Annotated in this window: 23 protein-coding genes and 1 tRNA gene; 1 reads left to right on the top strand and 23 read right to left on the bottom strand. The window is 63.3% G+C overall.

The window, feature by feature from the left end; translation table 11 throughout:
- Positions 1-15 precede the first annotated feature (15 nt).
- The 22 genes from RT131_RS15060 to trpB all read right to left on the bottom strand — a co-directional run bounded on the left by RT131_RS15060 (position 16) and on the right by trpB (position 21,342).
- On the bottom strand, positions 16-1,527 hold the full coding sequence (locus tag RT131_RS15060) for an NADH-quinone oxidoreductase subunit M (RefSeq protein ID WP_313173603.1): 1,512 nt from the start codon (positions 1,525-1,527) through the stop codon (positions 16-18).
- A 19-nt stretch (positions 1,528-1,546) separates the two neighbouring features.
- Positions 1,547-3,661 (bottom strand): NADH-quinone oxidoreductase subunit L, encoded by a 2,115-nt coding sequence (gene nuoL, locus RT131_RS15055; RefSeq protein WP_313173602.1) that lies wholly within the window; start codon positions 3,659-3,661, stop codon positions 1,547-1,549.
- 7 nt (positions 3,662-3,668) lie between these two features.
- Positions 3,669-3,974: an NADH-quinone oxidoreductase subunit NuoK gene (gene nuoK / locus RT131_RS15050; protein WP_054656949.1), complete on the bottom strand. Its 306-nt coding sequence runs from the start codon at positions 3,972-3,974 to the stop codon at positions 3,669-3,671.
- Positions 3,971-4,624: an NADH-quinone oxidoreductase subunit J gene (locus RT131_RS15045; RefSeq protein WP_313173601.1), complete on the bottom strand. Its 654-nt coding sequence runs from the start codon at positions 4,622-4,624 to the stop codon at positions 3,971-3,973. The genes nuoK and RT131_RS15045 overlap by 4 nt, the downstream gene beginning before the upstream one ends.
- A 9-nt stretch (positions 4,625-4,633) precedes the next feature.
- Positions 4,634-5,122, bottom strand: a complete 489-nt coding sequence (gene nuoI / locus RT131_RS15040) for an NADH-quinone oxidoreductase subunit NuoI (RefSeq protein ID WP_057626697.1) — start codon at positions 5,120-5,122, stop codon at positions 4,634-4,636.
- A 3-nt stretch (positions 5,123-5,125) separates the two neighbouring features.
- Positions 5,126-6,220, bottom strand: coding sequence for an NADH-quinone oxidoreductase subunit NuoH (nuoH, locus tag RT131_RS15035; RefSeq protein WP_313173600.1), 1,095 nt, complete (start codon positions 6,218-6,220; stop codon positions 5,126-5,128).
- Entirely contained in the window at positions 6,217-8,451 is a 2,235-nt protein-coding gene (gene nuoG / locus RT131_RS15030; RefSeq protein WP_313173599.1) for an NADH-quinone oxidoreductase subunit NuoG, read from the bottom strand. Before nuoG ends, nuoH begins: the two co-directional genes overlap by 4 nt.
- Complete coding sequence (gene nuoF, locus RT131_RS15025) at positions 8,448-9,785, bottom strand: NADH-quinone oxidoreductase subunit NuoF (RefSeq protein ID WP_313173598.1); 1,338 nt, start codon at positions 9,783-9,785, stop codon at positions 8,448-8,450. The genes nuoG and nuoF overlap by 4 nt, the downstream gene beginning before the upstream one ends.
- Positions 9,786-9,788: 3 nt before the next feature.
- Positions 9,789-10,316 (bottom strand): NADH-quinone oxidoreductase subunit NuoE, encoded by a 528-nt coding sequence (gene nuoE / locus RT131_RS15020; protein ID WP_313173597.1) that lies wholly within the window; start codon positions 10,314-10,316, stop codon positions 9,789-9,791.
- A 91-nt stretch (positions 10,317-10,407) separates the two neighbouring features.
- Entirely contained in the window at positions 10,408-11,637 is a 1,230-nt protein-coding gene (locus RT131_RS15015; RefSeq protein WP_313173623.1) for an NADH-quinone oxidoreductase subunit D, read from the bottom strand.
- Between the two features lie 89 nt (positions 11,638-11,726).
- Positions 11,727-12,479 carry an NADH-quinone oxidoreductase subunit C gene (locus RT131_RS15010; RefSeq protein ID WP_313173596.1) on the bottom strand — a complete coding sequence of 251 codons (753 nt, stop codon included), beginning with the start codon at positions 12,477-12,479 and terminating at the stop codon, positions 11,727-11,729.
- Between the two features lie 32 nt (positions 12,480-12,511).
- Positions 12,512-13,066, bottom strand: a complete 555-nt coding sequence (locus tag RT131_RS15005; protein ID WP_017354657.1) for an NADH-quinone oxidoreductase subunit B — start codon at positions 13,064-13,066, stop codon at positions 12,512-12,514.
- Positions 13,057-13,413 carry an NADH-quinone oxidoreductase subunit A gene (locus tag RT131_RS15000; RefSeq protein WP_057626704.1) on the bottom strand — a complete coding sequence of 119 codons (357 nt, stop codon included), beginning with the start codon at positions 13,411-13,413 and terminating at the stop codon, positions 13,057-13,059. Before RT131_RS15000 ends, RT131_RS15005 begins: the two co-directional genes overlap by 10 nt.
- A gap of 112 nt (positions 13,414-13,525) precedes the next feature.
- Positions 13,526-13,610: transfer RNA gene (locus RT131_RS14995), tRNA-Leu, on the bottom strand.
- Between the two features lie 48 nt (positions 13,611-13,658).
- Complete coding sequence (secG, locus tag RT131_RS14990) at positions 13,659-14,105, bottom strand: preprotein translocase subunit SecG (RefSeq protein WP_313173595.1); 447 nt, start codon at positions 14,103-14,105, stop codon at positions 13,659-13,661.
- 27 nt (positions 14,106-14,132) lie between these two features.
- Positions 14,133-14,888: a triose-phosphate isomerase gene (gene tpiA, locus RT131_RS14985; protein ID WP_313173594.1), complete on the bottom strand. Its 756-nt coding sequence runs from the start codon at positions 14,886-14,888 to the stop codon at positions 14,133-14,135.
- A gap of 161 nt (positions 14,889-15,049) precedes the next feature.
- A complete protein-coding gene (locus RT131_RS14980; protein WP_313173593.1) occupies positions 15,050-15,988 on the bottom strand; it encodes a 2-oxoglutarate and iron-dependent oxygenase domain-containing protein in 939 nt (312 codons plus the stop codon).
- A gap of 73 nt (positions 15,989-16,061) precedes the next feature.
- Positions 16,062-17,420: a phosphoglucosamine mutase gene (gene glmM, locus RT131_RS14975; RefSeq protein ID WP_313173592.1), complete on the bottom strand. Its 1,359-nt coding sequence runs from the start codon at positions 17,418-17,420 to the stop codon at positions 16,062-16,064.
- A complete protein-coding gene (gene accD, locus RT131_RS14970; RefSeq protein ID WP_313173591.1) occupies positions 17,420-18,301 on the bottom strand; it encodes an acetyl-CoA carboxylase, carboxyltransferase subunit beta in 882 nt (293 codons plus the stop codon). Before accD ends, glmM begins: the two co-directional genes overlap by 1 nt.
- A 353-nt stretch (positions 18,302-18,654) precedes the next feature.
- Entirely contained in the window at positions 18,655-19,455 is an 801-nt protein-coding gene (trpA, locus tag RT131_RS14965; RefSeq protein ID WP_313173590.1) for a tryptophan synthase subunit alpha, read from the bottom strand.
- 1 nt (position 19,456) lies between these two features.
- The gene (locus tag RT131_RS14960; protein WP_313173589.1) at positions 19,457-20,125 is read right to left on the bottom strand and encodes a hypothetical protein; all 669 of its coding nucleotides are present in this window, start codon (positions 20,123-20,125) and stop codon (positions 19,457-19,459) included.
- The gene (gene trpB, locus RT131_RS14955) at positions 20,125-21,342 is read right to left on the bottom strand and encodes a tryptophan synthase subunit beta (RefSeq protein WP_282266633.1); all 1,218 of its coding nucleotides are present in this window, start codon (positions 21,340-21,342) and stop codon (positions 20,125-20,127) included. Before trpB ends, RT131_RS14960 begins: the two co-directional genes overlap by 1 nt.
- 94 nt (positions 21,343-21,436) lie before the next feature.
- Here trpB and RT131_RS14950 point away from each other — a divergent pair, with 94 nt between their 5' ends.
- Positions 21,437-22,327 (top strand): LysR family transcriptional regulator, encoded by an 891-nt coding sequence (locus tag RT131_RS14950; RefSeq protein ID WP_313173588.1) that lies wholly within the window; start codon positions 21,437-21,439, stop codon positions 22,325-22,327.
- A 214-nt stretch (positions 22,328-22,541) separates the two neighbouring features.
- On the opposite strand, the gene RT131_RS14945 is transcribed toward RT131_RS14950, so the two are convergent.
- Complete coding sequence (locus tag RT131_RS14945; protein WP_313173587.1) at positions 22,542-23,639, bottom strand: toxic anion resistance protein; 1,098 nt, start codon at positions 23,637-23,639, stop codon at positions 22,542-22,544.
- Between the last annotated feature and the right edge of the window lie 4 nt (positions 23,640-23,643).

Genomic DNA, 23,643 nt, shown 5'->3' with positions numbered 1-23,643 from the left:
CTCTCGACGGGCCGCTTACAGCAGCTTGCTCGAAGCGATCTGCATCGCCAGATGGGCGATGGACGGCTCCATCAGGTCGGTCAGCGGCTTGGGATAGAAGCCCAGCACCAAGGTGCCAACGGCAAACACGCCCATTACCAGCCACTCACGACCATTCATGTCCTTCAGTTCGGCAACGTGCGCATTGCCCACCTCACCGAAGAACACACGCTTGTACAGCCACAGCGAGTAAGCAGCGCTGATGATCAACGTGGTCGCAGCACCCAGTGCCACCAGCGGGTTCCACTGGAACGCAGCCAGCACGATCATGAACTCGCCGACGAAGCCACTGGTACCCGGCAGGCCGGAGTTGGCCATGAAGAACAGCAGCGCGAAGGCGGCAAACCAGGGCATGACGTTGACCACGCCGCCGTAGTCGGCGATGCGGCGGCTGTGCATGCGGTCGTACAGCACGCCTACGCAGGAGAACATCGCACCGGACACGAAACCGTGCGAAACCATCTGCACCATCGCGCCCTGCAGGCCCAGGCGGGCGGCGTCGGCATTGCCGGCGTCACGCACCAGCCACAGTGCGGTGAAGGTACCCAGGGTGACGAAACCCATGTGCGCGACCGACGAATAAGCGATCAGCTTCTTCATGTCGTCCTGCACCATCGCCACCAGGCCGACGTAGATCACCGCCACCAGCGACAGCGCGATCACCAGCCATGCCCACTCGTGGCTGGCATCGGGAACGATCGGCAGGTTGAAGCGCAGGAAACCGTAGCCACCGATCTTCAGTGCGATCGCGGCCAGGATCACCGAACCGGCGGTGGGCGCTTCCACGTGCGCGTCCGGCAGCCAGGTGTGCACCGGGAACATCGGCACCTTGACCGCGAAGGCGATCAGGAACGCGAAGAATATCCAGGTCTGCTCCTTGGCAGAGAGCTGCAGCTGGTACAGGTCGACCAGCTGGAAGCTGCCGCCCTTCAGGTACAGGTAGATCAGCGCCACCAGCATCAGCACCGAGCCGAGGAAGGTGTACAGGAAGAACTTCATGGCTGCGTAGATACGACGCGGGCCGCCCCAGACACCGATGATCAGGAACATCGGGATCAGCATGGCTTCGAAGAACACGTAGAACAGCATCGCGTCGGTCGCGGCGAAGATGCCGACCGTCACGCCTTCCAGGATCAGGAAGGCGGCCACGTACTGGTTGACGCGCTTGTCGACCACGCCCCAGGCGCCGATCAGTGCCAGCACGCCGATCAGCGTGGTCAGCAGGATCAGGGCGATGGCGATGCCGTCGACGGCCAGGTTGTAGCCGATGTCGAACGCCGGGATCCACGGGTGCTGTTCGACGAACTGCATCACATCGGCAGCGCCGCGGTCGTAACCGCTGAGCAGGCCGAGGCTGAGCAGGAAGGTGAGCAATGCCACCGCCAGGGACGCCCAACGGGCGGCCTGGGCGTTGCGCACAGCGAGGATCAACGCACCGCCGAGGATCGGCAGCCAGATGAGGATACTAAGTAGAGGCCAGTTCGACACGTCTTCTATTCCGTACAGGTCAACGCCAGAAATGCATCAGCACGCCCAACAGGGCAATCAGGCCGATGATCATCGCGAACGCGTAGTGGTAGAGGAAACCGGATTGGGTGCGGCGCAACAGGTTGGCAGCCAGGTCGACCAGACGCGCCGAACCATTGACCATCACCCCATCAACGACCGTGCTATCAACGGCACGGGCGGCCTTGCCGAGCTGCACACCACCGCCGGCAAAGCCGTCGATCCAGAGCTTGTCGAAGCCGTACTTGTTTTCCAGCACCGAAACCACCGGTGCCAGGGTCTTGCGAGCCTGCCCTGCCAGTTCCGGCTTCCAGATGTAGAACACCCAGGCCAGCGCGAAACCTGCAACGGTCAGCCAGAACGCCGGCATCTGCATGCCGTGTATCGCATAGGCCACCGAACCGTGCCAGAACTCCTTGCCCACCTCGGCGATGGTGTCGCGCGCCGGGTCGTAGAAATCGACGATGCCGGTGAAGAACGACATGGCCTGGCCGGGGATGCCAGCAGCGGCAGCATGACCATCCCAGCCGGTACCAAACAGCATCGGGCCAATGGTGAAGAAGCCGATGAGGATGGACGGGATGGCAAGCAGGATCAGCGGCACGGTCACCACCAGCGGCGACTCGTGCGGCTCGTGCGCACCATGACCGTGGTGGTCATCGTGGCCGTGGCCATGATCAGCGTGGTGATCATCGTGTGCGTCGCGGAAGCGTTCCTTGCCGAAGAAGGTCAGGAACAGCAGGCGGAAGCTGTAGAAGCTGGTGACGATGACGCCACCGAGCACCGCCCAGTAACCGTACAGGGCAACCCAGCCAGCCTCGGCAGCGTGCGCATGCATCGCGGCCGCTTCGATGATGGTGTCCTTCGAGTAGAAACCCGAGAAGAACGGCGTCCCCACCAGGGCCAGCGTACCGATCCACATGGTGATGTGGGTAACCGGCATGTATTTGCGCAGGCCGCCCATCTTCATCATGTTCTGCTCATGGTGCATGCCCATGATGACCGAACCGGCACCCAGGAACAGCAGTGCCTTGAAGAAGGCGTGGGTCATCAGGTGGAATACCGCGCCCGAGTAGGCCGACACACCGAGTGCAACCGTCATGTAGCCCAGCTGCGACAGCGTGGAATACGCAACCACACGCTTGATGTCGGTCTGCACGATGCCGATCAGGCCGGTGAAGAACGCGGTGGTGGCACCGATGAACAGGATGAAGTCCAGCGCGGTCTGCGACAGCTCGAACAGCGGCGACATGCGGGTGACCATGAAGATGCCCGCGGTGACCATGGTCGCGGCGTGGATCAGCGCCGAGATCGGGGTCGGGCCTTCCATCGAGTCCGGCAGCCACACGTGCAGCGGAACCTGTGCCGACTTGCCCATCGCACCGATGAACAGGCAGATGCAGATGATGGTCGCTACGCTCCACTGGTGATCGCCGATCAGCTGCACCATCGCGTGACCGGTCACATCCGAGCCCAGCACGGTACTGGCGTTGGCGAACACGGTGGCGTAATCCAGCGAACCGAAGGCCCACAGGATGCCGGCGATGCCGAGCAGGAAGCCGAAGTCACCAACGCGGTTGACCAGGAAGGCCTTCATGTTGGCGAAGATGGCCGTGGGCTTCTTGAAGTAGAAACCGATCAGCAGGTACGACACCAGGCCCACCGCTTCCCAGCCGAAGAACAGCTGCAGGAAGTTGTTGCTCATCACCAGGGTGAGCATCGAGAAGGTGAACAGCGAGATATAGCTGAAGAAGCGCTGGTAGCCATCGTCCTCGGCCATGTAGCCGATCGAGTAGATATGCACCAGCAGCGACACGAAGGTCACCACCACCATCATCATCGCGGTCAGGCGATCGATCATGAAACCGACATGCGCCGCATATTGGCCGACTTCAAAGAAGGTGTAGACGTTCTGGTTGAACGGCTGCGCCCCACCCCACAACAGCTGGGAGAAGATGTAGGCCGACAGGCCGCAGCTGATCGCCACGCCCAGAATGGTGATGTACTGGGCGCCCTTGCGCCCCACCTGACGACCGAACAGGCCGGCGATGATGCTGCCGAACAGTGGTGCCAGCACCACTGCAATCAACAGACTCTTGGAGAGAGTGATTTCCATCTTCGGATCAGCCCTTCAGCGAATCGACTTCGCCCACGTTGATGGTGTGGCGAGTACGGAACAAGGTCACCAGGATCGCGAGGCCGATTGCAGCTTCGGCTGCGGCCACGGTCAGGATGAAGAACACGAACAGCTGACCGGCGGTGTCGCCGAGCTCACGCGAGAAGGCGATGAAGTTGATGTTCACCGACAGCAGCATCAGTTCGATCGACATCAACAGCACGATGATGTTCTTCCGGTTGAGGAAGATGCCGGCAACGCTGATGCAGAACATCACCGCACCGAGTGCGAGCATATGGCCCAGGGAAATCATGGCTTGGCCTCCTCGCCACCGTCATGTTGCGTATCGACCTGCACCACCGGCTTTTCGGCGGCCATCTTGACCATGCGCAGGCGATCTTTTGCCTTGGTCATGGTCTGTGCGGTCGGGTTCTGCGTCTTCAGGCCCTGGCGACGGCGCAGGGTCAGCATCACGGCTGCCACCACGGCCACGGTCAGGATCACGGCAGCAAACTCGAACGGCAGCAGGTATTCGGTGAACAGGCTGCGTGCCAGCCAGGTGATGTTCGACGTATCGGCAGCCACCGCCGCGGCGTTGTCCACCGGGAACGGTGCGGTGCGCGCCTTGACCCCGATCAGGGTCAGCATCTGCACCAGCATCACCACCGCGACCACCAGGCCGACCGGCAGGTAGCGCACCCAGCCTTCACGCAGGTTGGTGGTGTCGATGTCCAACATCATCACCACGAACAGGAACAACACCATCACCGCGCCGACATAGACCAGCACCAGGGTGACGCCAAGGAACTCCGCCCCCACCAGCAGCCAGACGCAGGCGATGGAGAAGAACGTCAGGATCAAGCACAGCACGGCGTATACCGGGTTGCGCACACTGATCACCGCTGCCGCGGAAATGCCGGCAATGATGGAGAAGAACCAGAAACAAATATTTACCCAATCCATCTCAAGACCTCAGCGGAAGGCGGCGTCGGCGGCGCGGCGCTCGGCGATTTCGGCTTCAAGCCGGTCGCCCAGTGCCAGCAGCTGCGGCTTGGTGATGATGTTCTCGCCACGCTTCTCGAAGTGGTACTCGAGAATGTGGGTCTCGACGATCGAGTCCACCGGGCAGCTTTCTTCGCAGAAGCCGCAGAAGATGCACTTGAACAGATCGATCTCGTAACGCGTGGTGCGGCGGGTGCCGTCTTCGCGCTTGGCCGAGTCGATGGTGATGGCCAGTGCCGGGCACACCGCTTCGCACAGCTTGCAGGCGATGCAGCGCTCTTCACCGTTGGGGTAACGGCGCAGGGCATGCAGGCCACGGAAGCGCGGCGACTGCGGGAATTTCTCCATCGGGTACATCACGGTGTACTTGGGCTTGAACGCGTACTTCAGCGTCAGCCACAGGCCACCGAGCAACTCGAGCAGCAACAGACTTTTGAAATAGTGGGTGATCTTATTCATGAATCAAACGCCCTTCTGGATCACGCCGTAGAACACCATCAGTGCCGTCACCGCGATCCAGAAAATGGTCAGCGGGATGAACACCTTCCAGCCCAGACGCATGATCTGGTCATAGCGGAAGCGCGGGAAGCTGGCACGGAACCAGATGTACGCACTGGCGAAGAACAGCACCTTCAGCAGCAGCCACGGCCAGCCGCCGGTCCAGATCCAGTTGATCCACGGCGAGATGTCTGCCGTGATCCAACCCTGGAGCGGGCTCAACCAGCCACCGAGGAAGAAGATCGAGATCAGGAAGCTGACCAGGATCATGTTGGCGTACTCGGCCAGGAAGAACAGTGCGAACGCACCGCCGGAGTACTCCACCATGTGGCCGGCCACGATTTCCGACTCGCCTTCGACCACGTCGAACGGCGCGCGGTTGGTTTCTGCAACGCCGGACACCCAGTACACGACGAACAGCGGCAGCAGCGGCAGCAGGAACCAGTCGAACAGACCCGAATTACCCTTCTGCGCCAGCACGATGTCGGTCAGGTTCAGGCTGCCGGCGGCGATCATCACGCCGACCAGAGCGAAGCCCATTGCGATTTCGTAGCTGACCACCTGTGCGGCCGAACGCATCGCACCGAGGAAGGCGTACTTGGAGTTGGAGGCCCAACCGGCCAGGATTACGCCGTACACGCCCAGCGAGGTCATCGCCAGCAGGTACAGCAGGCCCACGTTGGCGTTGGACAGCACCAGCTTGTAGTCGAACGGAACCACCGCCCACGCCGCGAACGACGGGGCCAGCACAATCAGCGGGGCGATGATGTACATCGCCTTGTGTGCGCTGGCCGGAGCGATGATTTCCTTGAACAACAGCTTGGTGACGTCGGCGAAGGCCTGCAGCAGGCCACCCAGACCGACATACATCGGCCCGTGGCGGACATGCATCCAGCCGATCAGCTTGCGCTCCCACAGCACGTAGAAGGCAACCGAAATGATCACCGGCATGGCGATCAAGAGAATCTTGATCACCGTCCACAGCACGATGCCGATGTCGCCCAGGGCCATGAACCACTGGTACAAGGGATCGATCGCGTTCAACAGCAACTCGTTCATGCAGCCACCACCGTTACCCGAGCGGCACCCAGCGGCGCGGTTGCGCCGTGGCCCGATTCAATCCAAACCGTGCCGGCGGCAACGCGCGCATCGACCACCACCGACAGGGTGGCGCGACCGGCGTCGGTACCGACCTTGGCCATCTGGCCTTCGCTCAGCTGCAGGCGCGCGGCGTCATCGGCATTGAGCACGATACGCGGCTCATTGTTGAGCGGATGCGACTGCAATGCCTGCGCACGACGCACGACGGCATCGGTGCGGTAGATCGCCGGGGTAGAGGCCACTTCAAAGCCCTCGCCCGCCAGCTGCGGCTGCGCCGAAGCAGCCACCTTGACCGCGACCGGCTGCAGGCCAGCACGCAGGCCCGCCAGATCGGTGAAACCGAAACCGGCCAGCTGCATGTCACCACCCAGCGCACGCAGTACGCGCCAGCCCTCGCGGGCCTCGCCCTGCAGCTTGCCGCCCGCACGGGCGACCTGGTTGCGGCCGTCCAGATTGGTCAGCGTTGCGTCGATTTCCGGCAGCGCGCCGATCGGCAGGATCACATCGGCCACATCGCGGGTCGAGGTGCAGGCGAAGTGGCTGAAGGCCACAACCTTGGCACCGGCCAGCGCCTTGCGGGCAGCGGCGGTATCGGCGAAGTCCAAGCCCGGCTCGATGCCGTACAGGGCATAGGCCTTGCGCGGCTGCGCCAGCATTGCATTGACGTCCTTGCCGGCCGGCAGCACGCCAGCCTGGGCCAGGCCCACGGCATTGGCACCCTGCGGGATGCGGCACAGCTTGGCGCCGGTGGCAGCGGCAAACGCGCTGGCGGCCGAACGGATCGCAGCAGCCTGCGGATGATTCTCGGCAATCGCACCGACGATGATGACGGTGTTGTTGCCAGCCTTCACTGCATCGACCAGCTGCGCGTTGCCCAGCGTCTCGACGAAGCGTGACGGTGCAACGATGTGCTTGCCAGCCAGCTTGAACGCGAAGTCGAAATCGACCGGGTTGATCGAATGGATCTTGGCGCCGTTGGTGGTCTGTGCCTTGCGCAGGCGAGCGTGCAGCAGCGGCAGTTCGTGGCGGATATTGCTACCCAGCACAACGATCTGGTCGGCGTGCTCGATCTCGGCCAACGACATGCCGAACACTTCGGCAACCGGGGCGTCGGAGAAATCGCGGTTGTTGATGCGGTGGTCGATGTTGTTCGAACCCAGGCCAGCGGCCAGGCGGGCCAGCAATGCGCCCTCCTCGTTCGACGTCGCCGGGTGCACCAGCACGCCGAGCTCGTCGCCACGGTTGGCTTCGAAGATTTCACGGGCAGCGGCCAAGCCTTCGGCCCAGCTCACTTCCTTCCACTCGCCATTGACCTTCTGCAGCGGCTTGACCGCGCGATCAGCCGAATACAGGCCCTGGTGCGAATAACGGTCACGGTCCGACAGCCAGCACTCGTTAACCAGCTCGTTGTCACGCGGCACGGCGCGCAGCACTTCGCCGCGACGCACGTGCAGGAACAGGTTGGAACCCATCGCGTCGTGGTAACCCAGCGACTCGCGTGCGGTCAGTTCCCACGGACGTGCCTTGAACTGGAATACCTTGTTGGTCAGCGCACCGACCGGGCACACGTCGATGACGTTGCCGGACAGCTCGGTGGTCAAGGGCTTGCCGTCGTAGGTGCCGATCTGCAGGTTTTCACCGCGCGACATGCCACCCAGCTCGTAGGTGCCAGCGACTTCAGCGGTGAAGCGCACGCAGCGGGTGCACTGGATGCAGCGGGTCATCTCGGTGGCGACCAGCGGCCCCATGTCCTCGTCGACCACAACGCGCTTGCGCTCGTTGAAGCGGCTGACCGAGCGGCCGTAGCCCAGCGACACGTCCTGCAGCTCGCACTCGCCACCCTGATCGCAGATTGGGCAGTCCAGCGGGTGGTTGATGAGCAGGAACTCCATCACCGAACGCTGGTACTTGAGCGCCTTTTCATTGCGGGTCTGGATCTTCATGCCATCCATGACCGGGGTGGCACAGGCCGGCGACGGCTTGGGCGACTTTTCAACGTCGACCAGGCACATGCGGCAGTTGGCGGCGATCGGCAGCTTCTCGTGGTAGCAGAAGCGCGGAATCGGAATGCCGGCCTTGTCGGCGGCCTGGATGATCATCGAACCCTTGGGTACGACCAGGGTTTGGCCATCGATATCGATGGTGACGTGATCCGGCGGTACGTTGGGATTTACCGGTTGCGCGCTCATGCGGCAGCAGCCTCCACCTTCTTGCCGTCAACCATCGAATGACCGTTGACGATGTAGTACTCGAATTCGTTCCAGAACTGGCGCAGGAAGCCTTGGATCGGCCACGCTGCCGCCTCACCGAACGCACAGATGGTGTGGCCTTCGATCTGGCCGGCCACCGTCTTCAGCTGATGCAGGTCTTCCATCGTGGCCTGGCCGGCAACGATGCGCTCCAGCACGCGGTGCATCCAGCCGGTGCCCTCACGGCACGGGGTGCACTGGCCACAGGATTCCTTGTGGAAGAACTGGCTGATGCGACAGGCGAACTTGACGCAGCAGACGCTGTCATCCAGCACCACGATGGCCCCCGAACCCAGGCCCGAGCCCAGTGCGCGGATGGTGTCGTAGTCCATCGGCAGGCCCTTGAGCTGCTCGGCGGTCAGCACCGGCATCGACACGCCGCCCGGAATCGCCGCCTTCAGCGTACGGCCCGGACGCAGACCACCGGCCATCGCCAGCAGGTCATCAAAGGTGGTGCCCAACGGCACTTCGAAATTGCCGCCCTTGGTCACGCAACCGGAGACCGAGAAGCACTTCGGGCCACCGTTGTTGGTCAGGCTCAGGTTCTTGAACCATTCCGGGCCGTTGCGGATGATCGCCGGCACCGAACCATAGGTTTCGGTGTTGTTGATCGTCGATGGCTTGCCGTACAGGCCGAAGTTGGCCGGGAACGGCGGCTTGTAACGCGGCTGGCCCTTCTTGCCTTCCAGCGACTCCATCAATGCGGTTTCTTCGCCGCAGATGTAGGCGCCAGCGCCGAGTGCGCCATAAATGTCGATGTCTACGCCGCTGCCCAGCACGTTCTTGCCCAGCCAGCCGTGCTTGTAGGCATCGGCCAGGGCCTGCTCGAAATGCTCGAACGGCTCGTGGTGGAACTCACCACGCAGGTAGTTGTAGCCCACGGTCGAACCGGTGGCGTAGCAGGCGATCGCCATGCCTTCCACCACCGAGTGCGGGTTGTAGCGCAGGATGTCGCGGTCCTTGCAGGTACCCGGCTCGGATTCATCCGAGTTGCACAGGATGTACTTCTGCACATCGCCCTTGGGCATGAAGGACCACTTCAGGCCGGTCGGGAAGCCTGCGCCGCCGCGGCCGCGCAGGCCGGACTGCTTGACCATCTCGATGACGTCGGCCGGCGCGATCTTCTCTTCGATGATCTTGCGCAGCGCGGCGTAGCCACCGGTCTTCAGATAGCTTTCGTACGACCACGGGGTGTCGTAGTGCAGCGTGGTGTAAACCACGTTGTGCGGAAGCGGCGCCGGTCCGACCGGGCCCTTGGATTCGTGGTGTGCCATGCCTTACTCCAGCCCGTCCAGCAGCGCGTCGACCTGGTCCAGCGTCAGGCGCTCGTGGTAATGACCGTTGATGACCATCATCGGTGCGCCCGCGCAGCCAGCCAGGCACTCTTCCTCTTTCTTGAGGTAGACGCGGCCGTCTGCAGTCGATTCACCGTGCTTGATGCCCAGCTTCTTCTCGCAGTGGCGGACGATGTCGTCGGCGCCGTTGAGCCAGCAGCTGATGTTGGTGCAGATGGCGACGTTGTTGCGGCCCACCTTCTCGGTCTCGAACATCGAGTAGAAGGTGGCAACCTCGTAGGCCCACACGAACGGCAGGTCCAGGTACTTGGCAACAGCGGCGATCAGCTCGTCGCTCAGCCAGCCCTGGTTCTGCTCCTGCGCGGCATGCAGACCCTGCAGCACCGCCGAACGCTTGCGCTCCGGCGGGAACTTGGTCAGCCAGTGATCGATGTGAGCGCGTGTCTTGTCGCTCAACACCACCATCGGGTCGACGTCGCGCGCCGCCTCGTAATTACCCGTCGCCTTCATCGGCCGACCTCAACGAATACCAAATTCTGAAAAACCGATGCCTGCGGCAGCAGGGCTGCGCAGGCAACGGGCGATGTGTGGCTCGCCGGCATTACCGGTCAACCTCACCGAACACCAGGTCGTAGGTACCGATCATCGCCACCACGTCGGCCAGCATGTGGCCGCGCACGACCGAATCGATCGACGACAGGTGGGCGAAGCCCGGTGCGCGCAGGTGCGCGCGGAACGGCTTGTTGGCACCGTCGGACACCAGGTAGCAACCGAACTCGCCCTTGGGCGCTTCGACCGCTGCATAGGTTTCACCAGCCGGGACGCAGTAGCCTTCACTGAACAGCTTGAAGTGATGGATCAGCGCTTCCATGTCGTCCTTCATCTCGGCGCGAGCCGGCGGGGCGACCTTGAAGTTCTTGACCATCACCGGGCCGGGGTTGGCCTTCAGCCACTGCACGCACTGCTTGATGATGCGGTTGGATTCGCGCATCTCGGCAACGCGGACCAGGTAACGGTCGTAGCAGTCACCGTTGGTACCCAGCGGCAGGTCGAAATCGACCGCGTCGTACTTGGCATACGGCTGCTTCTTGCGCAGGTCCCAGGCAATGCCCGAGCCGCGCAGCATCACGCCGGTCATGCCCCAGGCCAGCGCGTGCTCCGGGGTGATCACGCCGATGCCAACGGTACGCTGCTTCCAGATACGGTTGTCGGTCAGCAGGGTTTCGTATTCGTCGACGCGCTTGGGGAACTCATTGGTGAAGTTCTCCAGGAAGTCGAGCAGCGAGCCCTCGCGCGAGGCGTTCAGGCGCTTGAGCGCATTGCCCTTGTGCCAACGCGACTCCTTGTACTTGGGCATGGTGTCCGGCAGGTCGCGGTACACGCCGCCCGGACGGTAGTACGCCGCGTGCATGCGCGCGCCGGAGACTGCCTCATAGCAATCCATCAGCTCTTCGCGCTCACGGAAGGCGTACAGCATTACCGCCATCGCCCCCAGATCCAGGCCGTTGGAGCCCAGCCACATCAGGTGATTCAGGATGCGGGTGACTTCATCGAACAGGGTACGGATGTACTGCGCACGCTCCGGCACTTCGATACCCACCAGGGTTTCGATGGCGCGGACATAGGCGTGCTCGTTGCACATCATCGAGCAGTAATCCAGGCGATCCATATAACCGATCGACTGGTTGAACGGCTTGGACTCGGCCAGCTTTTCGGTCGCGCGGTGCAGCAGGCCGATATGCGGATCGGCGCGCATGATGGTTTCGCCATCCATTTCCAGGATCAGGCGCAGCACACCGTGCGCGGCCGGATGCTGCGGGCCGAAATTCATCGTGTAGTTGCGGATCTCCTGCTTCGCTTCGGCAGGATTGCTCGCAAAGGCCTGCGAGGCCTGGTGGAATTCCCTCTTTACGTCCGCACTCACTTGCTTGCCTCCGTCTGCGCGCGCTCGCCTTCAGCGGTCTGGAAACGGGCATCGTCGCGGATAACACGCGGCACGCCTACGCGCGGCTCGACCGAAGTCACCGGCTCGTAGACCACACGCTTCTTTTCTTCGTCGTAACGCACTTCGACGTTGCCGATCAGCGGGAAATCCTTGCGGAAAGGATGGCCCACGAAACCGTAGTCGGTCAGGATGCGACGCAGGTCCGGGTGACCTTCGAAGATCACGCCGTACAGGTCGAACGCTTCGCGCTCGAACCAGTTCAGGCCCGGGTAGATATCGGTCAGCGAGGCCACCACCGGCAGCGACTCGCTCGGCGCGTAGCAGCGGATGCGCAGCAGCTGGTTGTGCTGGTAGGAACGCAGCTGGCAGACCACCGCAAAGCGCTGCTTCGGCATGGCGTCCGGCTGCGCGCCCTCGGCAGTTTCGTGACTGGGGAATTCACCCCAGGCGAAACGACCGGCGCCACTGCCTTCCACGCCACGGCTGAAGCCATGCGAGGAAACGTCCGAGGTATCCCACTCGTCGCTGCCGTAGCCGAGGTAATCGACGCCGCACAGGTCGGTGGCATGTTCGAAACCGAGTTCGTCACGCAATGCCAGAGCGGTTGCGTGCCAATCGGCAACAGCCACTTCCAGCGTTACTTCGCCGCGCGGTTCGACCACCACAACCTGCGCACCGGCAAAACGGGCGCGAAGTTTATCGATGAGAGAAGGTGCTTGCTGGGCCATGGGGGCTGGCGTGCTCTTGATTTGAAAGGGGGTCAGCGTGCGATGGTCTGGGTACGCCAGATCTTCTTCTGCAGCTGCAAGATGCCGTACACCAGCGCTTCGGCTGTCGGCGGGCAACCCGGGACATACACGTCCACTGGCACCACGCGATCACAACCGCGCACCACGGCATAGGAATAATGGTAATAACCGCCACCATTGGCGCAGCTACCCATCGAGATGACCCACTTCGGGTCCGGCATCTGGTCGTAGACCTTGCGCAGCGCCGGGGCCATCTTGTTGACCAAGGTGCCGGCCACGATCATCACGTCGGACTGACGCGGCGAGGGGCGGAACACCACACCGTAGCGGTCCAGGTCCAGACGCGCTGCACCGGCATGCATCATCTCCACCGCACAGCAGGCCAGACCGAAGGTCATGGGCCACATCGAGCCGGTACGTGCCCAGTTCAACAGCGCGTCAACGCTGGTGGTCACATAGCCCTTCTCGAGCAGGGGGTTGTCGCCTTCAGGCCGCAGAATGTCATCAACCCGCCCTTCCGGGACGGGGTTGTTCATCAGGCCGTCGAGAGTTTGGATCACTCCCATTCCAGCGCTCCCTTCTTCCACACGTAGATAAAGCCGAGGAACAGCATGCCCACGAACAGGCCCATGGTGACCAGCGAACGCGCGCCGAGCTCCATGAACACCTGGGTCCAAGGCACAATAAAGATGATTTCCAGGTCAAAGACGATGAACTGGATGGCGATGAGGTAGTAGCGCACGTCGAACTTCATGCGCGCGTTCTCGAACGCCTCGAAGCCACACTCGTAGGCGGAGAGTTTCTCGGTGTCCGGCGAACGCGGAGCGAGGAACCGACCGATCAACATCAGCGTGACGCCAATGCCGGTGGCGACGATCAGAAACAGCAGAGACGGCAAATATTCGGCCAGCACAGCGATTCTCTCTTGCCTCTGCCCGGGACACCTGCAGGTGCCAAGGCATGGGGGATGAACGGGACTTGCCACGACGGGCCGCTGCTGCAACCCGTGTACCCGCATAAAACAATGGTGCCCAAGAGGGGACTCGAACCCCTACGACTCTCGTCGCTACCACCTCAAGGTAGTGCGTCTACCAATTCCGCCACCTGGGCTTACGTCAGCACAGCTGCTTCGCAGTGCGCCGCGTATTGTAACCGTCTTCAGTCTTTCTGTGCGGGTTCAGCGGGCTTTTCTTCGCTCTTGGCGGGAATATTTTCCGCCGGAGCCGTCGCCTGCGGCACTTCACCCACCGCTGCCGCCGCCGGGGCGGCCGGAACGGACTGCAACTCACCCGCCGGTGCCGCCGGCGTCGCTGCCGGAGCAGCCGCCTCAACCGCACCCATCAGGCCAACACCCTGGTCCGCCGGACGCGAACCGTGGCTGGCATACCAGGCCATGAACAAGCTGATGCCGAAGAACACCACGGCCAGCCATTTGGTGCTCTTGGACAGGAAGTTGGACGCACCACGCGCGCCAAACACCGTGCCCGACGCGCCCGCGCCAAAACCCGAACCCGCGGCAGCACCCGAACCACGCTGCATCAGGATCAGCGCGATCATCGCGAGCGCCACCAGCACATAGACCACATTGAGGATCAACATCAGCATTTGAAATCCGTCCCGGACAATTACCCGTTAGCGACCGGCCGCTGCCCTCGCGATGGCCAGAAAATCAGCCGCCACCAGCGAAGCGCCACCTACCAGCCCGCCATCTACGTCAGGCTGTGAAAACAGCTCTGCTGCGTTGTCGGGCTTGACGCTGCCGCCATAAAGGATCGACAACGAATCCGCAATTCTAGCATCGCGCTCTGCCACTACGCCACGAATGAACGCATGCACCGCCTGCGCCTGCTCTGGCGTCGCCGTGCGACCCGTGCCAATCGCCCACACCGGCTCATAGGCCACAATGGCCTTGGCGAAGGCCTGCACCCCGGCAAGCTCCAGCACCGGCGCCAACTGGGAGGCAATCACCAACTCGGTCTGCCCTGCTTCACGCTGCTCCAGCGTCTCACCAACGCATAAGACTGGAACCAGGCCAGCATTGATGGCGGCCACGAATTTCCGCGCCACCAGCTCACTACTCTCGTGATGGTACTGGCGGCGCTCGGAATGCCCGACCAGGCCGTGGGTGGCGCCAACGTCCACCAGCATGCTGGCTGACACCTCGCCGGTATAGGCGCCCTTCTCGTTGCTGCTGACATCCTGCGAGCCAAACGCCAGCTCGGTCGCCTCGAAATCCTCGACCAGATCGCCCAGATACGGCAGCGGCGGCAGGATCACCAGACGCACCCCCGGCAACGGCAGACCGGCGGCCACCTGCCCGACCAGGTCGGTGGCGAATTGACGGCTGCCGTGCAGCTTCCAGTTACCTGCAACGATTCTTTGGCGCATTCAGGCATAACTCCCCGATGAAAAGTATCGGCAAAGGATAGCCGATATGCGGACATAAACAGGACAAACTGCAGACAACGGAAGACAAGATGCAAAAAAAACGCCGCCGGGCCAGGGGCCGCGGCGGCGTTCATGCAACAGGCCGTAGGGCCGACCCCGCCTTACTTCAGCTTGATCTCACGCAGGCGCTCTTCCAGGAAACCGTGGGCGGTGATCGCCTGCGGGTAGCGACTCGGGTTTTCGGCAGTGATGCACGATGGCAGCACGTCGATCAGGAAATCCGGATTCGGATGCAGGAAGAACGGCACCGAGTAGCGCGGCTGGCGTGCCAGCTCACCCGGGGGATTGACCACGCGGTGAATGGTGGACGGGTACACATGGTTGGTCAGGCGCTGCAGCATGTCGCCGATGTTGACCACGATGGTGTCGGCATCCGAGGTGAACGGGACCCACTCACCTTCATGCGACTGCACTTCCAGACCAGCCGCACTGGCACCGACCAGCAAGGTGATGAAATTGATGTCGCCATGTGCGCCAGCGCGCACGTTGGGGATGTCATCGGTGGTGATCGGCGGATAGTGGATCGGGCGCAGGATCGAGTTGCCGTTGTTGGTCTTGTCTGCGAAGTAGTTCTCCGGCAGACCGATATGCAGGGCCAGCGCCGACAGCACCCGCGAGCCCAGCTGGTCCAGCTTCTGGTACAGGCCGTAGCCATGCTCCTTGAACCCCGGCACCTCGCTGGGCCACAGGTTCGGCGGCATCACTTCGCGGTACTTGGAGTCGTCGGCGATCTCGCGACCGATATGCCAGAACTCCTTCAGATCGAAGTGCTTGGAACCCTTGGCGGTTTCCACGCCGAACTGGGTATAGCCACGCGCACCGCCACCGCCGGCGATGTGATACTGCTTCTTCACATCTTCCGGCAACGCGAAGAATGTCTTGAACACGTCATATGCGGCGTCGATTTCCGCCTGTGGTATGCCGTGGTTGCGAATGCCCGCAAAACCCCACTGACGATACGCCGCGCCCAGCTCAGCCACGAAGGCGTCACGGTCGGTATCGAAACGGGTGATGTCGAGGGTGGGAATGCGGGAACTCATACAAAACTCCAAAGAAGGGAACGGGACGCCGGCTATTGAAACCGACGTCCCGGCAACACCACTATGATCCAGCTCAAACCTGTGCGGCAGCCGAACGAACCGCAGCGGCCAGCGCCTCAAGCGTAGCGCTCATCAACCCGGCCTCATCGGCCTCGACTGTGACCCGCACCACCGGCTCGGTACCCGACGGCCGCAGGAATGCCCTGCCCCGCCCGGCCACCGCCGCCTGCGCGGCAGCCAGCGCGGCCTGTACCGGCGCACTCGCGACCACTTCGCGCGCACCCGTCTCCAGGCGCACATTGATCGTCTTCTGCGGCACCATCACCAGGCCCTGCAGTGCCTGGCGCAGACTGACGCCAGCGTCACCCAGCACTTGCAGCACCTGCAGTGCACTGACGATGGCATCGCCAGTGGTCGCCCGGTCCAGGCACAGAATATGACCGGAAGCCTCACCGCCAAGCACCCCATTGCCTTCAACCAGGGCCTGATGCACATAGCGGTCGCCGACATTGGCACGGATGAACGGGATGCCGAGACGCTCCAGCGCCTGCTCCAGCCCGTAATTGGTCATCAGCGTACCGACTACCGGACCACGCAGGCGGCCATTGGCCTGCCATGCCCTGGCCAGCACGTACAGCAAGCCGTCGCCATCCACCGCAGCACCGGTGTGATCGACCATCAACACGCGGTCGCCATCGCCATCGAAGGCAATGCCGATATCGGCGCCAACCTCGGTCACTTTGCGCGCCAGGTTGTCGATGTGCATGGAGCCAACGCCATCGTTGATGTTGATGCCATTCGGCTCGGCGCCGATCGCGGTCACGTCCGCGCCCAGCTCACGGAACAGCAGCGGTGCGACGTGGTAGGTAGCACCATGGGCGCAATCGAGCACGACCTTGAGCCCGCGCAGATAGAAATCACGCGGCACGCTGGCCTTGCAGAACTCGATGTAACGGCCGACCGCATCGCGCGCCCGCACCGCCTTGCCCAACTGCTCGGATTCCACCGTCGAAAACGGCTGGTCCATCGCCGCCTCAAGTGCCAGCTCGGTCGCGTCATCGAGCTTTTCGCCCTCGGCCGAGAAGAACTTGATGCCGTTGTCGTAGTGCGGGTTGTGCGAGGCACTGATGACGATGCCGGCATCGGCACCCAGCGTATGCGCCAGGAAGGCCACCGCAGGGGTCGGCATCGGCCCGATCAGCTGCACGTTGGCGCCTGCGGCAACCAGGCCCGCTTCCAGCGCCGACTCGAACATATAGCCGGAGATGCGCGTGTCCTTGCCGATCACCACGGTCGGCTGGGCGTCGCCACTGCGTGCAACCAGCACACGCCCCAGCGCATTGCCGACCCGCAGCACGAAATCGGCGGAAATGACGCCCTTGCCGACCCGGCCGCGGATGCCGTCGGTACCAAAATACTTGCGCGTACTCATCAGGCAGCGGCTTCTTCGTGCTGCGGCTGACGGCCGAGCATGGCCAGCAGGTCGGCCAGGCGGTCACGCATTTCGCGACGGTCGCAGATCTGGTCGATGGCACCGTGCTCGAGCAGGAACTCCGAACGCTGGAAGCCTTCCGGCAGCTTCTCGCGCACGGTCTGTTCGATCACGCGCGGGCCGGCAAAGCCGATCAGCGCCTGCGGCTCGGCGATGTTGATATCACCCAGCATCGCGAACGAGGCCGACACGCCACCGGTGGTGGGATGGGTCAGCACCGAGATGTACGGCAGACCGGCTTCGCGCAGCTTGGCCAGCGCGGCCGAGGTCTTGGCCATCTGCATCAGCGAGAACAGGCCCTCCTGCATACGCGCACCACCGGAGGCGGAGAAGCACACATAAGGAGAACCGATCTCCAGCGCGGTTTCCGCAGCCAGGGCGAAACGCTCACCGACCACCGACCCCATCGAGCCGCCCATGAAGGCGAAATCGAAGGACGACGCCACCAACGGGCGCCCCTTCAGCAGGCCGCGCATGGCCACCAGCGCATCGTACTCGCCGGTGCTCTTCTGGCTGGCCTTGATGCGCTCGACGTACTTTTTCTGGTCCTTGAACTTGAGCACATCGGTCGGCCCGAGGCGGGCGGCGATCTCGCTGGTGCTGTCCGCATCGAACAGCGCGGCCAGACGCGCGCGCGCGCGGATGGCCATGTGGTGCCCGCATTTCGGGCAGACCTCAAGGTTTTCTTCCAGCTCCGGGCGGTACAGGGCCGCGCCGCAGCTATTGCATTTTTCCCACAGCCCCTCGGGGACGCTGCGTTTTTTGGAGGGCGTGTTGTCGGTACGGATGCCGGACGGCATCAACTTGCTGAGCCAACTCATGCGGGATGACAATTCCGTTCAGGGCGGCCTTGCGGCCACGACAGGGCCCACAGTCTAGCTCACCAGTGCGACCAAGTCGCAGCACCGAATCTGGCGCAACCCCTACTGCCGCGTATGTTTAGCCCCCTGTAGTGCCGAGCCATGCTCGGCAAGGGGCATTACCGGGAAAGCTCCTGCCGAGCATGGCTCGGCACTACATTGCACCTTTACCCGGAAAGCCCCTGCCGAGCATGGCTCGGCACTACATTGCACCTTTACCGGGAAAGCCCCTGCCGAGCATGGCTCGGCACTACATTGCACCTTTACCGGGAAAGCCCCTGCCGAGCATGGCTCGGCACTACCGGTCACGCGGCTCAGCGATCGAGGGCTTCGCGCAGCGGCTTGAGGAACGTCGCCGCCGCAGCCGCCGGGTCCGCCGTCTCAACCATTGCCGAGACCAGCGCACTGCCAACCACCACGCCATCAGCATCCACCGCCATCGCCGCCGCACTGGCCGCGTCCTTGATGCCGAAGCCGGCTACCACCGGTGCACTTGAACGACTACGCAACAGGCGCAGGCGCTCGCTGGCGGCCGTACTGTCCAGGCGTTCGGACGCGCCGGTCACCCCGGCAAAGCTCACGTAATACAGATAGCCCTGCGCCGTCTGGCACAGACTGTCCAGGCGCGCATCACTGCTGGTCGGCGAGGCCAGCAGAATCAAGGCCAGCCCGGCGGCCGCAAACGCGGCGCGCGGCTCATCAGCCTCTTCCGGCGGCAGATCGACCAGCAGAATGCCGTCCACGCCTGCGGCCACTGCCTCCTCGGCATAACGCGCATAGCCACGGATCTCGACCGGATTCAGATAACCCATCAACACCACCGGGGTTGTCGTGTCGGTCTGGCGGAAACGCGCCACCGTATCCAGCACGTATTGCCGCCCCGCCCCGCGTTCCAAGGCGCGTTCCGAACTGCGCTGGATGGTTGGGCCATCGGCCATCGGGTCGGAGAACGGCACACCAAGCTCGATTACGTCAGCACCAGCCTCAACCAGCGCATGCATCACCGGCACGGTCGCCTCCAGCGAGGGATCGCCGGCGGTAATAAAGGGAATCAGTGCCTTGCGGCCGGAGCTACGCAGGCGGTCGAAGCATTCATCAATTCGGGTAACAGCCATCTCAGGCACATCCTTCAATCAGTTCAACCGCATCGGGCCGGCCCCAGTAGATGGAGGTAACCAGGCCATTGAGTGTTTCCAGGCGCAGGGCCAGCTTGGCGTCCTTGTCGGTCCAGGTCAGGTAGTCGCCGTTCGGCGAGTTGTAAGCGTGCGGACTGGTGACCACACCGGCCGGCAAGCGCTGCTTGGCCTCACTGACGGTCATGCCGACCCACAAGCCATATGGCAACGCCACTGCACCGGCTGGCGGTGCGCTCACGCGCTCGCCGGGGTCATCGACAGCGTCCACCTCGAAACGGGCGATGCGATCGGCAATCACCATCATCGACATGCCTTCAGGCAGCGAGCCCTTGTCGTAATACTCGCAATCGCCTTCCATCGCTTCGCGCATGCCGGCCGAGACGAAGGCCTTGTCGCCAGGAGCCTTGCCAAACGGCGCACCGATGCGCAGCTCGCCCACCTGGCCCAGCTCGACCGGGACGCTGGCGACAGGCTTCGGCGCAGGGGCCGGCGGAGCCGGTGCAGCCGCCGGCGCCGTCGGCAGATCGGTCGCCGCTGCAGGTGCCGCCGGTTCCGGCGCCGGGGAGGACGGCGCACACGCTGCCAAGGCCGCGGCCAGACCCAGCAGCAACGGCGTGCGCAACAATGGATTGCACGGGAGGCCCGCCATCACAGCACCAGACCTTCGCGCGCGGCAATGGTGTGCACGTCCTTGTCGCCACGACCGGACAGATTGCACAGCACCAGCGCGTCCTTGGGCAATTCACGCGCCAGCTTGATCGCATGGGCGACCGCATGACTGGATTCCAGTGCCGGCAAGATGCCCTCGATGCGGGTCAAGCGATGGAAGGCAGCCAGCGCTTCCTCATCGGTGATACCCACGTACTGGGCGCGACCGGTATCGGACAGGAAGGAGTGCTCGGGGCCGACACCGGGGTAATCCAGCCCGGCGGAAATCGAATGGGTTTCGGTGATCTGGCCATCGTCATCACACAACACATAAGTGCGATTGCCGTGCAGCACGCCGGGGCGACCGGCCGAGATCGAGGCGGCGTGACGACCGGTATGGATGCCATCGCCGGCAGCTTCGGCGCCGTAGATCTTGACCTCGCGGTCGTTGAGGAAGGCATGGAACAGGCCGATCGCATTGGAGCCGCCACCGACGCAGGCGGTGATCGCATCGGGCAGACGGCCGTAGTCCTCCAGCATCTGCGCACGCGCCTCGCGGCCAACGATGGCGTTGAAGTCACGCACCATGCGCGGGTACGGGTCGGGACCGGCAACGGTGCCAATGATGTAGAAGGTGTCGCGCACATTGGTGACCCAGTCGCGCATCGCCTCGTTGAGTGCGTCCTTGAGCGTGGCCGAGCCGCTGCTGACCGGCACCACGGTGGCGCCAAGCAACTTCATCCGATAGACATTTATCTTCTGCCGCTCGATATCGGTGGCGCCCATGTACACCACGCACTCCAGGCCCAGCCGCGCGGCAACTGTGGCCGAGGCCACGCCGTGCTGGCCAGCACCGGTCTCGGCGATGATGCGGGTCTTGCCCATGCGCGCGGCCAGCAAGGCCTGGCCAATGGTGTTGTTCACCTTGTGCGCGCCGGTGTGATTCAGGTCTTCGCGCTTGAGCAGGATCTGCGCGCCGCCCACGTCCTTGCTCAGGCGCTCGGCGTGGTAGATCGGGCTGGGGCGGCCAACGTAGTGCTTCAGATCCTTGTCGTAGGCGGCAATAAAGGACGGATCGACCCGGGCCTGGTCATAGGCAGCTGCCAGTTCCTGCAGCGGCCCAACCAGGGTTTCGGCGACGAAGCTGCCACCAAAACGGCCAAAGTGCCCACGCGCATCAGGGAAGGCGTGGAAATCGGAGATCGACGGATCAGTCATGGCGTCACGGCTACAAGGAACAGGCAAGCACTCTAACGCAGGGCCGATGTCATAAAAATGGATAATTCAGCCACCTCATGTTAGAAAAACTCACATGAAGACCAGTCAATCCCTGCCCTCGCTCAATGCCTTGCGTGCCTTCGAGGCCGCGGCACGGCTGCGCAGCGTCAGCCAGGCTGCCGCCGAACTGCATGTCACCCATGGCGCGGTGAGCCGGCAACTGCGGGCACTGGAGGAAGAACTGGGACTGACCCTGTTTGAACGCGACGGCCGCGGCATCCGCCCCAGCGCCGCCGGCCATCGCTTGCTGGAAGCAACCTCAGGCGCGTTCTCGCAACTGCGCGATTGCATTTCCTCGCTGCGCCGACCGCAGCGCACCGATGCCTTCGTGCTGGGCTGCCCCGGCAGCCTGCTGGCCCGCTGGATGATCCCGCGCCTGCAGGACCTGCAGCGTGATCTGCCCGGCCTGACCCTGCACCTGGCGGCACAGGATGGCGATTTCGCCCCGCGCCTGGATGGGCTGGATGCAGCGCTGATGCTCGGCCAGGCGCCCTGGCCCAACGGCTGGCAGGTACACACGCTGGCACCCGAGCGGATCGGCCCGGTGTTCAGCCCATCAATGCATGGCGCGCATGTATTGGCCCGGCAGCCTGTCGATGCCGTGCGCGAGCATGCGCTGCTGCATACGCGCTCGCGCCCCCAGGCCTGGCCAACCTGGGCTGCACGCAATGGCATTGATGCGGATGCGCTGACTTATGGGACCGGCCTGGAGCACCTGTACTACATGCTGGAAGCGGCAGTCGCCGGATTGGGCATCGCGATTGCGCCGGAGCCCCTGGTCGCCGACGATCTGGTCAACGGCCGCTTGATCGCGCCGTGGGGCTTTGTTGAGACGGAAGGCTGCTGGGCCTTGTGCACGACCGGCGAGCAGCAGGACCCGCGTGTGGCTGCACTGGCGGATTGGCTGCGCAAGCAGCTGCTTTAGGCATTTGTAGGAGCGGCGTCAGCCGTGAAGCTGGCAATGCTTGAAAGGCCTGAAAGCCTACCCCTCCCAAACCCTCCCCTTTGCTGCGCAAAAGGGAGGGAGACAAGCCTTGTCTTCGGCAAAGAGAGGGGGTGACTGCGCTGGTGCCAGCGGTGTCTGACGCATCAGCGGTTTCGCGGCTTACGCCGCCCCCACAAACAACGCCCCCCTAAATTCAGCTGCCCTGCGTCGGCTGTGCCAGCCGCTGCTGCACATCTTCGCGCAGGCGCGCCAACTCGACCTCCGCCTGTTGCCGCTGCTGCATGCCTTCGCGGTGGATGCTGCGCACCTCTTCCACGGTCGCGATCAACTGCTCGTGGACATGACGCAAGGTGGCCACATCGATCACCGCACGCTGGTTGGCCTTGGCCGTTTCCACCGAGGTCTGCCGCATCAGATCGGCGTTACGGCGCATCAGCTCATTGGTGGCATCGTCGATGGCATTGGACAGATCGACCGCGTTCTTCTGCTCGCCCAGCGACAGCTGGATGGCGAACTGGCGCTTCCACGACGGGATGGTGATGTCGCGTACGGCGTTAAATTTCTCGATCAGCTGGATCGCATTGGCCTGGATCAGGCGGATCATCGGCAGCGTCTGGTCGGCCGCATGCTGCATGACGGTCAAATCACCCACGCGTTTGTCGAGCAGGCGGATCGCATTGTCGATCTCGCCACGACGGATACGCGACTGCGGATCCTCCAGGCCAACCAGCGCGTGCAATTCGCTGTTGAGTTCGGCCAGCCGCTGTTTGCCGGCAGCGATGTGCAGGCCAAGGCTCTGCCGCTCGTCGCGAACGATGGTGTGCATGCGATCGAACTCGCCGACGCGCTGGCCCATCAGCGCCTGTTGCGCGCCGACATCACGCAGCAACTGTTCGATCTGCTGGTTGGTGTCACTGAACTTCTGTACCAGCTCGCCCTTGGAGGCACGCATGCGGTCGATCAGGCCACCGATCACCGGCACCTTGGAACGCTCGTTCAAACCGTCCAGCTTCAGCGAGCGGGCAATGCGCACCACCTCACCGAGCTTTTCGCCCGAGGCATCCAGGTCGCGGTTGCGCACATGGTCCAGCAACTGACTGGAGAAGGCCGCACTCTTGCCCGCCGCCTCGCGGCCGAATACATGCAGGTTGCCCGGACTGATGTCGTCCAGCGTGCGCACGATCTGCGCGATCTGCGGGCGGTCCGCTTCGCTCAGGCCCAAGGCGACCAGCAGGGTGCCATCAACATCGGCGGAGGGGCCGGCCGGCAGCGGCAATGTATCCTGGGTCATCAGC

It is taken from the genome of Stenotrophomonas sp., assembly GCF_032066555.1.
Lineage (GTDB): Bacteria > Pseudomonadota > Gammaproteobacteria > Xanthomonadales > Xanthomonadaceae > Stenotrophomonas.
This window is presented reverse-complemented; position numbering and strand designations above follow the sequence as displayed.

Bases quoted from the DNA above. Each gene is read 5' to 3' on its own strand.
- nuoL (WP_313173602.1), bottom strand. From the start codon at position 3,661: ATGGAAATCACTCTCTCCAAGAGTCTGTTGATTGCAGTGGTGCTGGCA.
- nuoK (WP_054656949.1), bottom strand. From the start codon at position 3,974: ATGATTTCCCTGGGCCATATGCTCGCACTCGGTGCGGTGATGTTCTGC.
- RT131_RS15045 (WP_313173601.1), bottom strand. From the start codon at position 4,624: ATGGATTGGGTAAATATTTGTTTCTGGTTCTTCTCCATCATTGCCGGC.
- nuoI (WP_057626697.1), bottom strand. From the start codon at position 5,122: ATGAATAAGATCACCCACTATTTCAAAAGTCTGTTGCTGCTCGAGTTG.
- nuoH (WP_313173600.1), bottom strand. From the start codon at position 6,220: ATGAACGAGTTGCTGTTGAACGCGATCGATCCCTTGTACCAGTGGTTC.
- nuoG (WP_313173599.1), bottom strand. From the start codon at position 8,451: ATGAGCGCGCAACCGGTAAATCCCAACGTACCGCCGGATCACGTCACC.
- nuoF (WP_313173598.1), bottom strand. From the start codon at position 9,785: ATGGCACACCACGAATCCAAGGGCCCGGTCGGACCGGCGCCGCTTCCG.
- nuoE (WP_313173597.1), bottom strand. From the start codon at position 10,316: ATGAAGGCGACGGGTAATTACGAGGCGGCGCGCGACGTCGACCCGATG.
- RT131_RS15015 (WP_313173623.1), bottom strand. From the start codon at position 11,637: ATGAATTTCGGCCCGCAGCATCCGGCCGCGCACGGTGTGCTGCGCCTG.
- RT131_RS15010 (WP_313173596.1), bottom strand. From the start codon at position 12,479: ATGGCCCAGCAAGCACCTTCTCTCATCGATAAACTTCGCGCCCGTTTT.
- RT131_RS15005 (WP_017354657.1), bottom strand. From the start codon at position 13,066: ATGGGAGTGATCCAAACTCTCGACGGCCTGATGAACAACCCCGTCCCG.
- secG (WP_313173595.1), bottom strand. From the start codon at position 14,105: ATGCTGATGTTGATCCTCAATGTGGTCTATGTGCTGGTGGCGCTCGCG.
- tpiA (WP_313173594.1), bottom strand. From the start codon at position 14,888: ATGCGCCAAAGAATCGTTGCAGGTAACTGGAAGCTGCACGGCAGCCGT.
- RT131_RS14980 (WP_313173593.1), bottom strand. From the start codon at position 15,988: ATGAGTTCCCGCATTCCCACCCTCGACATCACCCGTTTCGATACCGAC.
- glmM (WP_313173592.1), bottom strand. From the start codon at position 17,420: ATGAGTACGCGCAAGTATTTTGGTACCGACGGCATCCGCGGCCGGGTC.
- accD (WP_313173591.1), bottom strand. From the start codon at position 18,301: ATGAGTTGGCTCAGCAAGTTGATGCCGTCCGGCATCCGTACCGACAAC.
- trpA (WP_313173590.1), bottom strand. From the start codon at position 19,455: ATGGCTGTTACCCGAATTGATGAATGCTTCGACCGCCTGCGTAGCTCC.
- RT131_RS14960 (WP_313173589.1), bottom strand. From the start codon at position 20,125: ATGGCGGGCCTCCCGTGCAATCCATTGTTGCGCACGCCGTTGCTGCTG.
- trpB (WP_282266633.1), bottom strand. From the start codon at position 21,342: ATGACTGATCCGTCGATCTCCGATTTCCACGCCTTCCCTGATGCGCGT.
- RT131_RS14950 (WP_313173588.1), top strand. From the start codon at position 21,437: ATGAAGACCAGTCAATCCCTGCCCTCGCTCAATGCCTTGCGTGCCTTC.
- RT131_RS14945 (WP_313173587.1), bottom strand. From the start codon at position 23,639: ATGACCCAGGATACATTGCCGCTGCCGGCCGGCCCCTCCGCCGATGTT.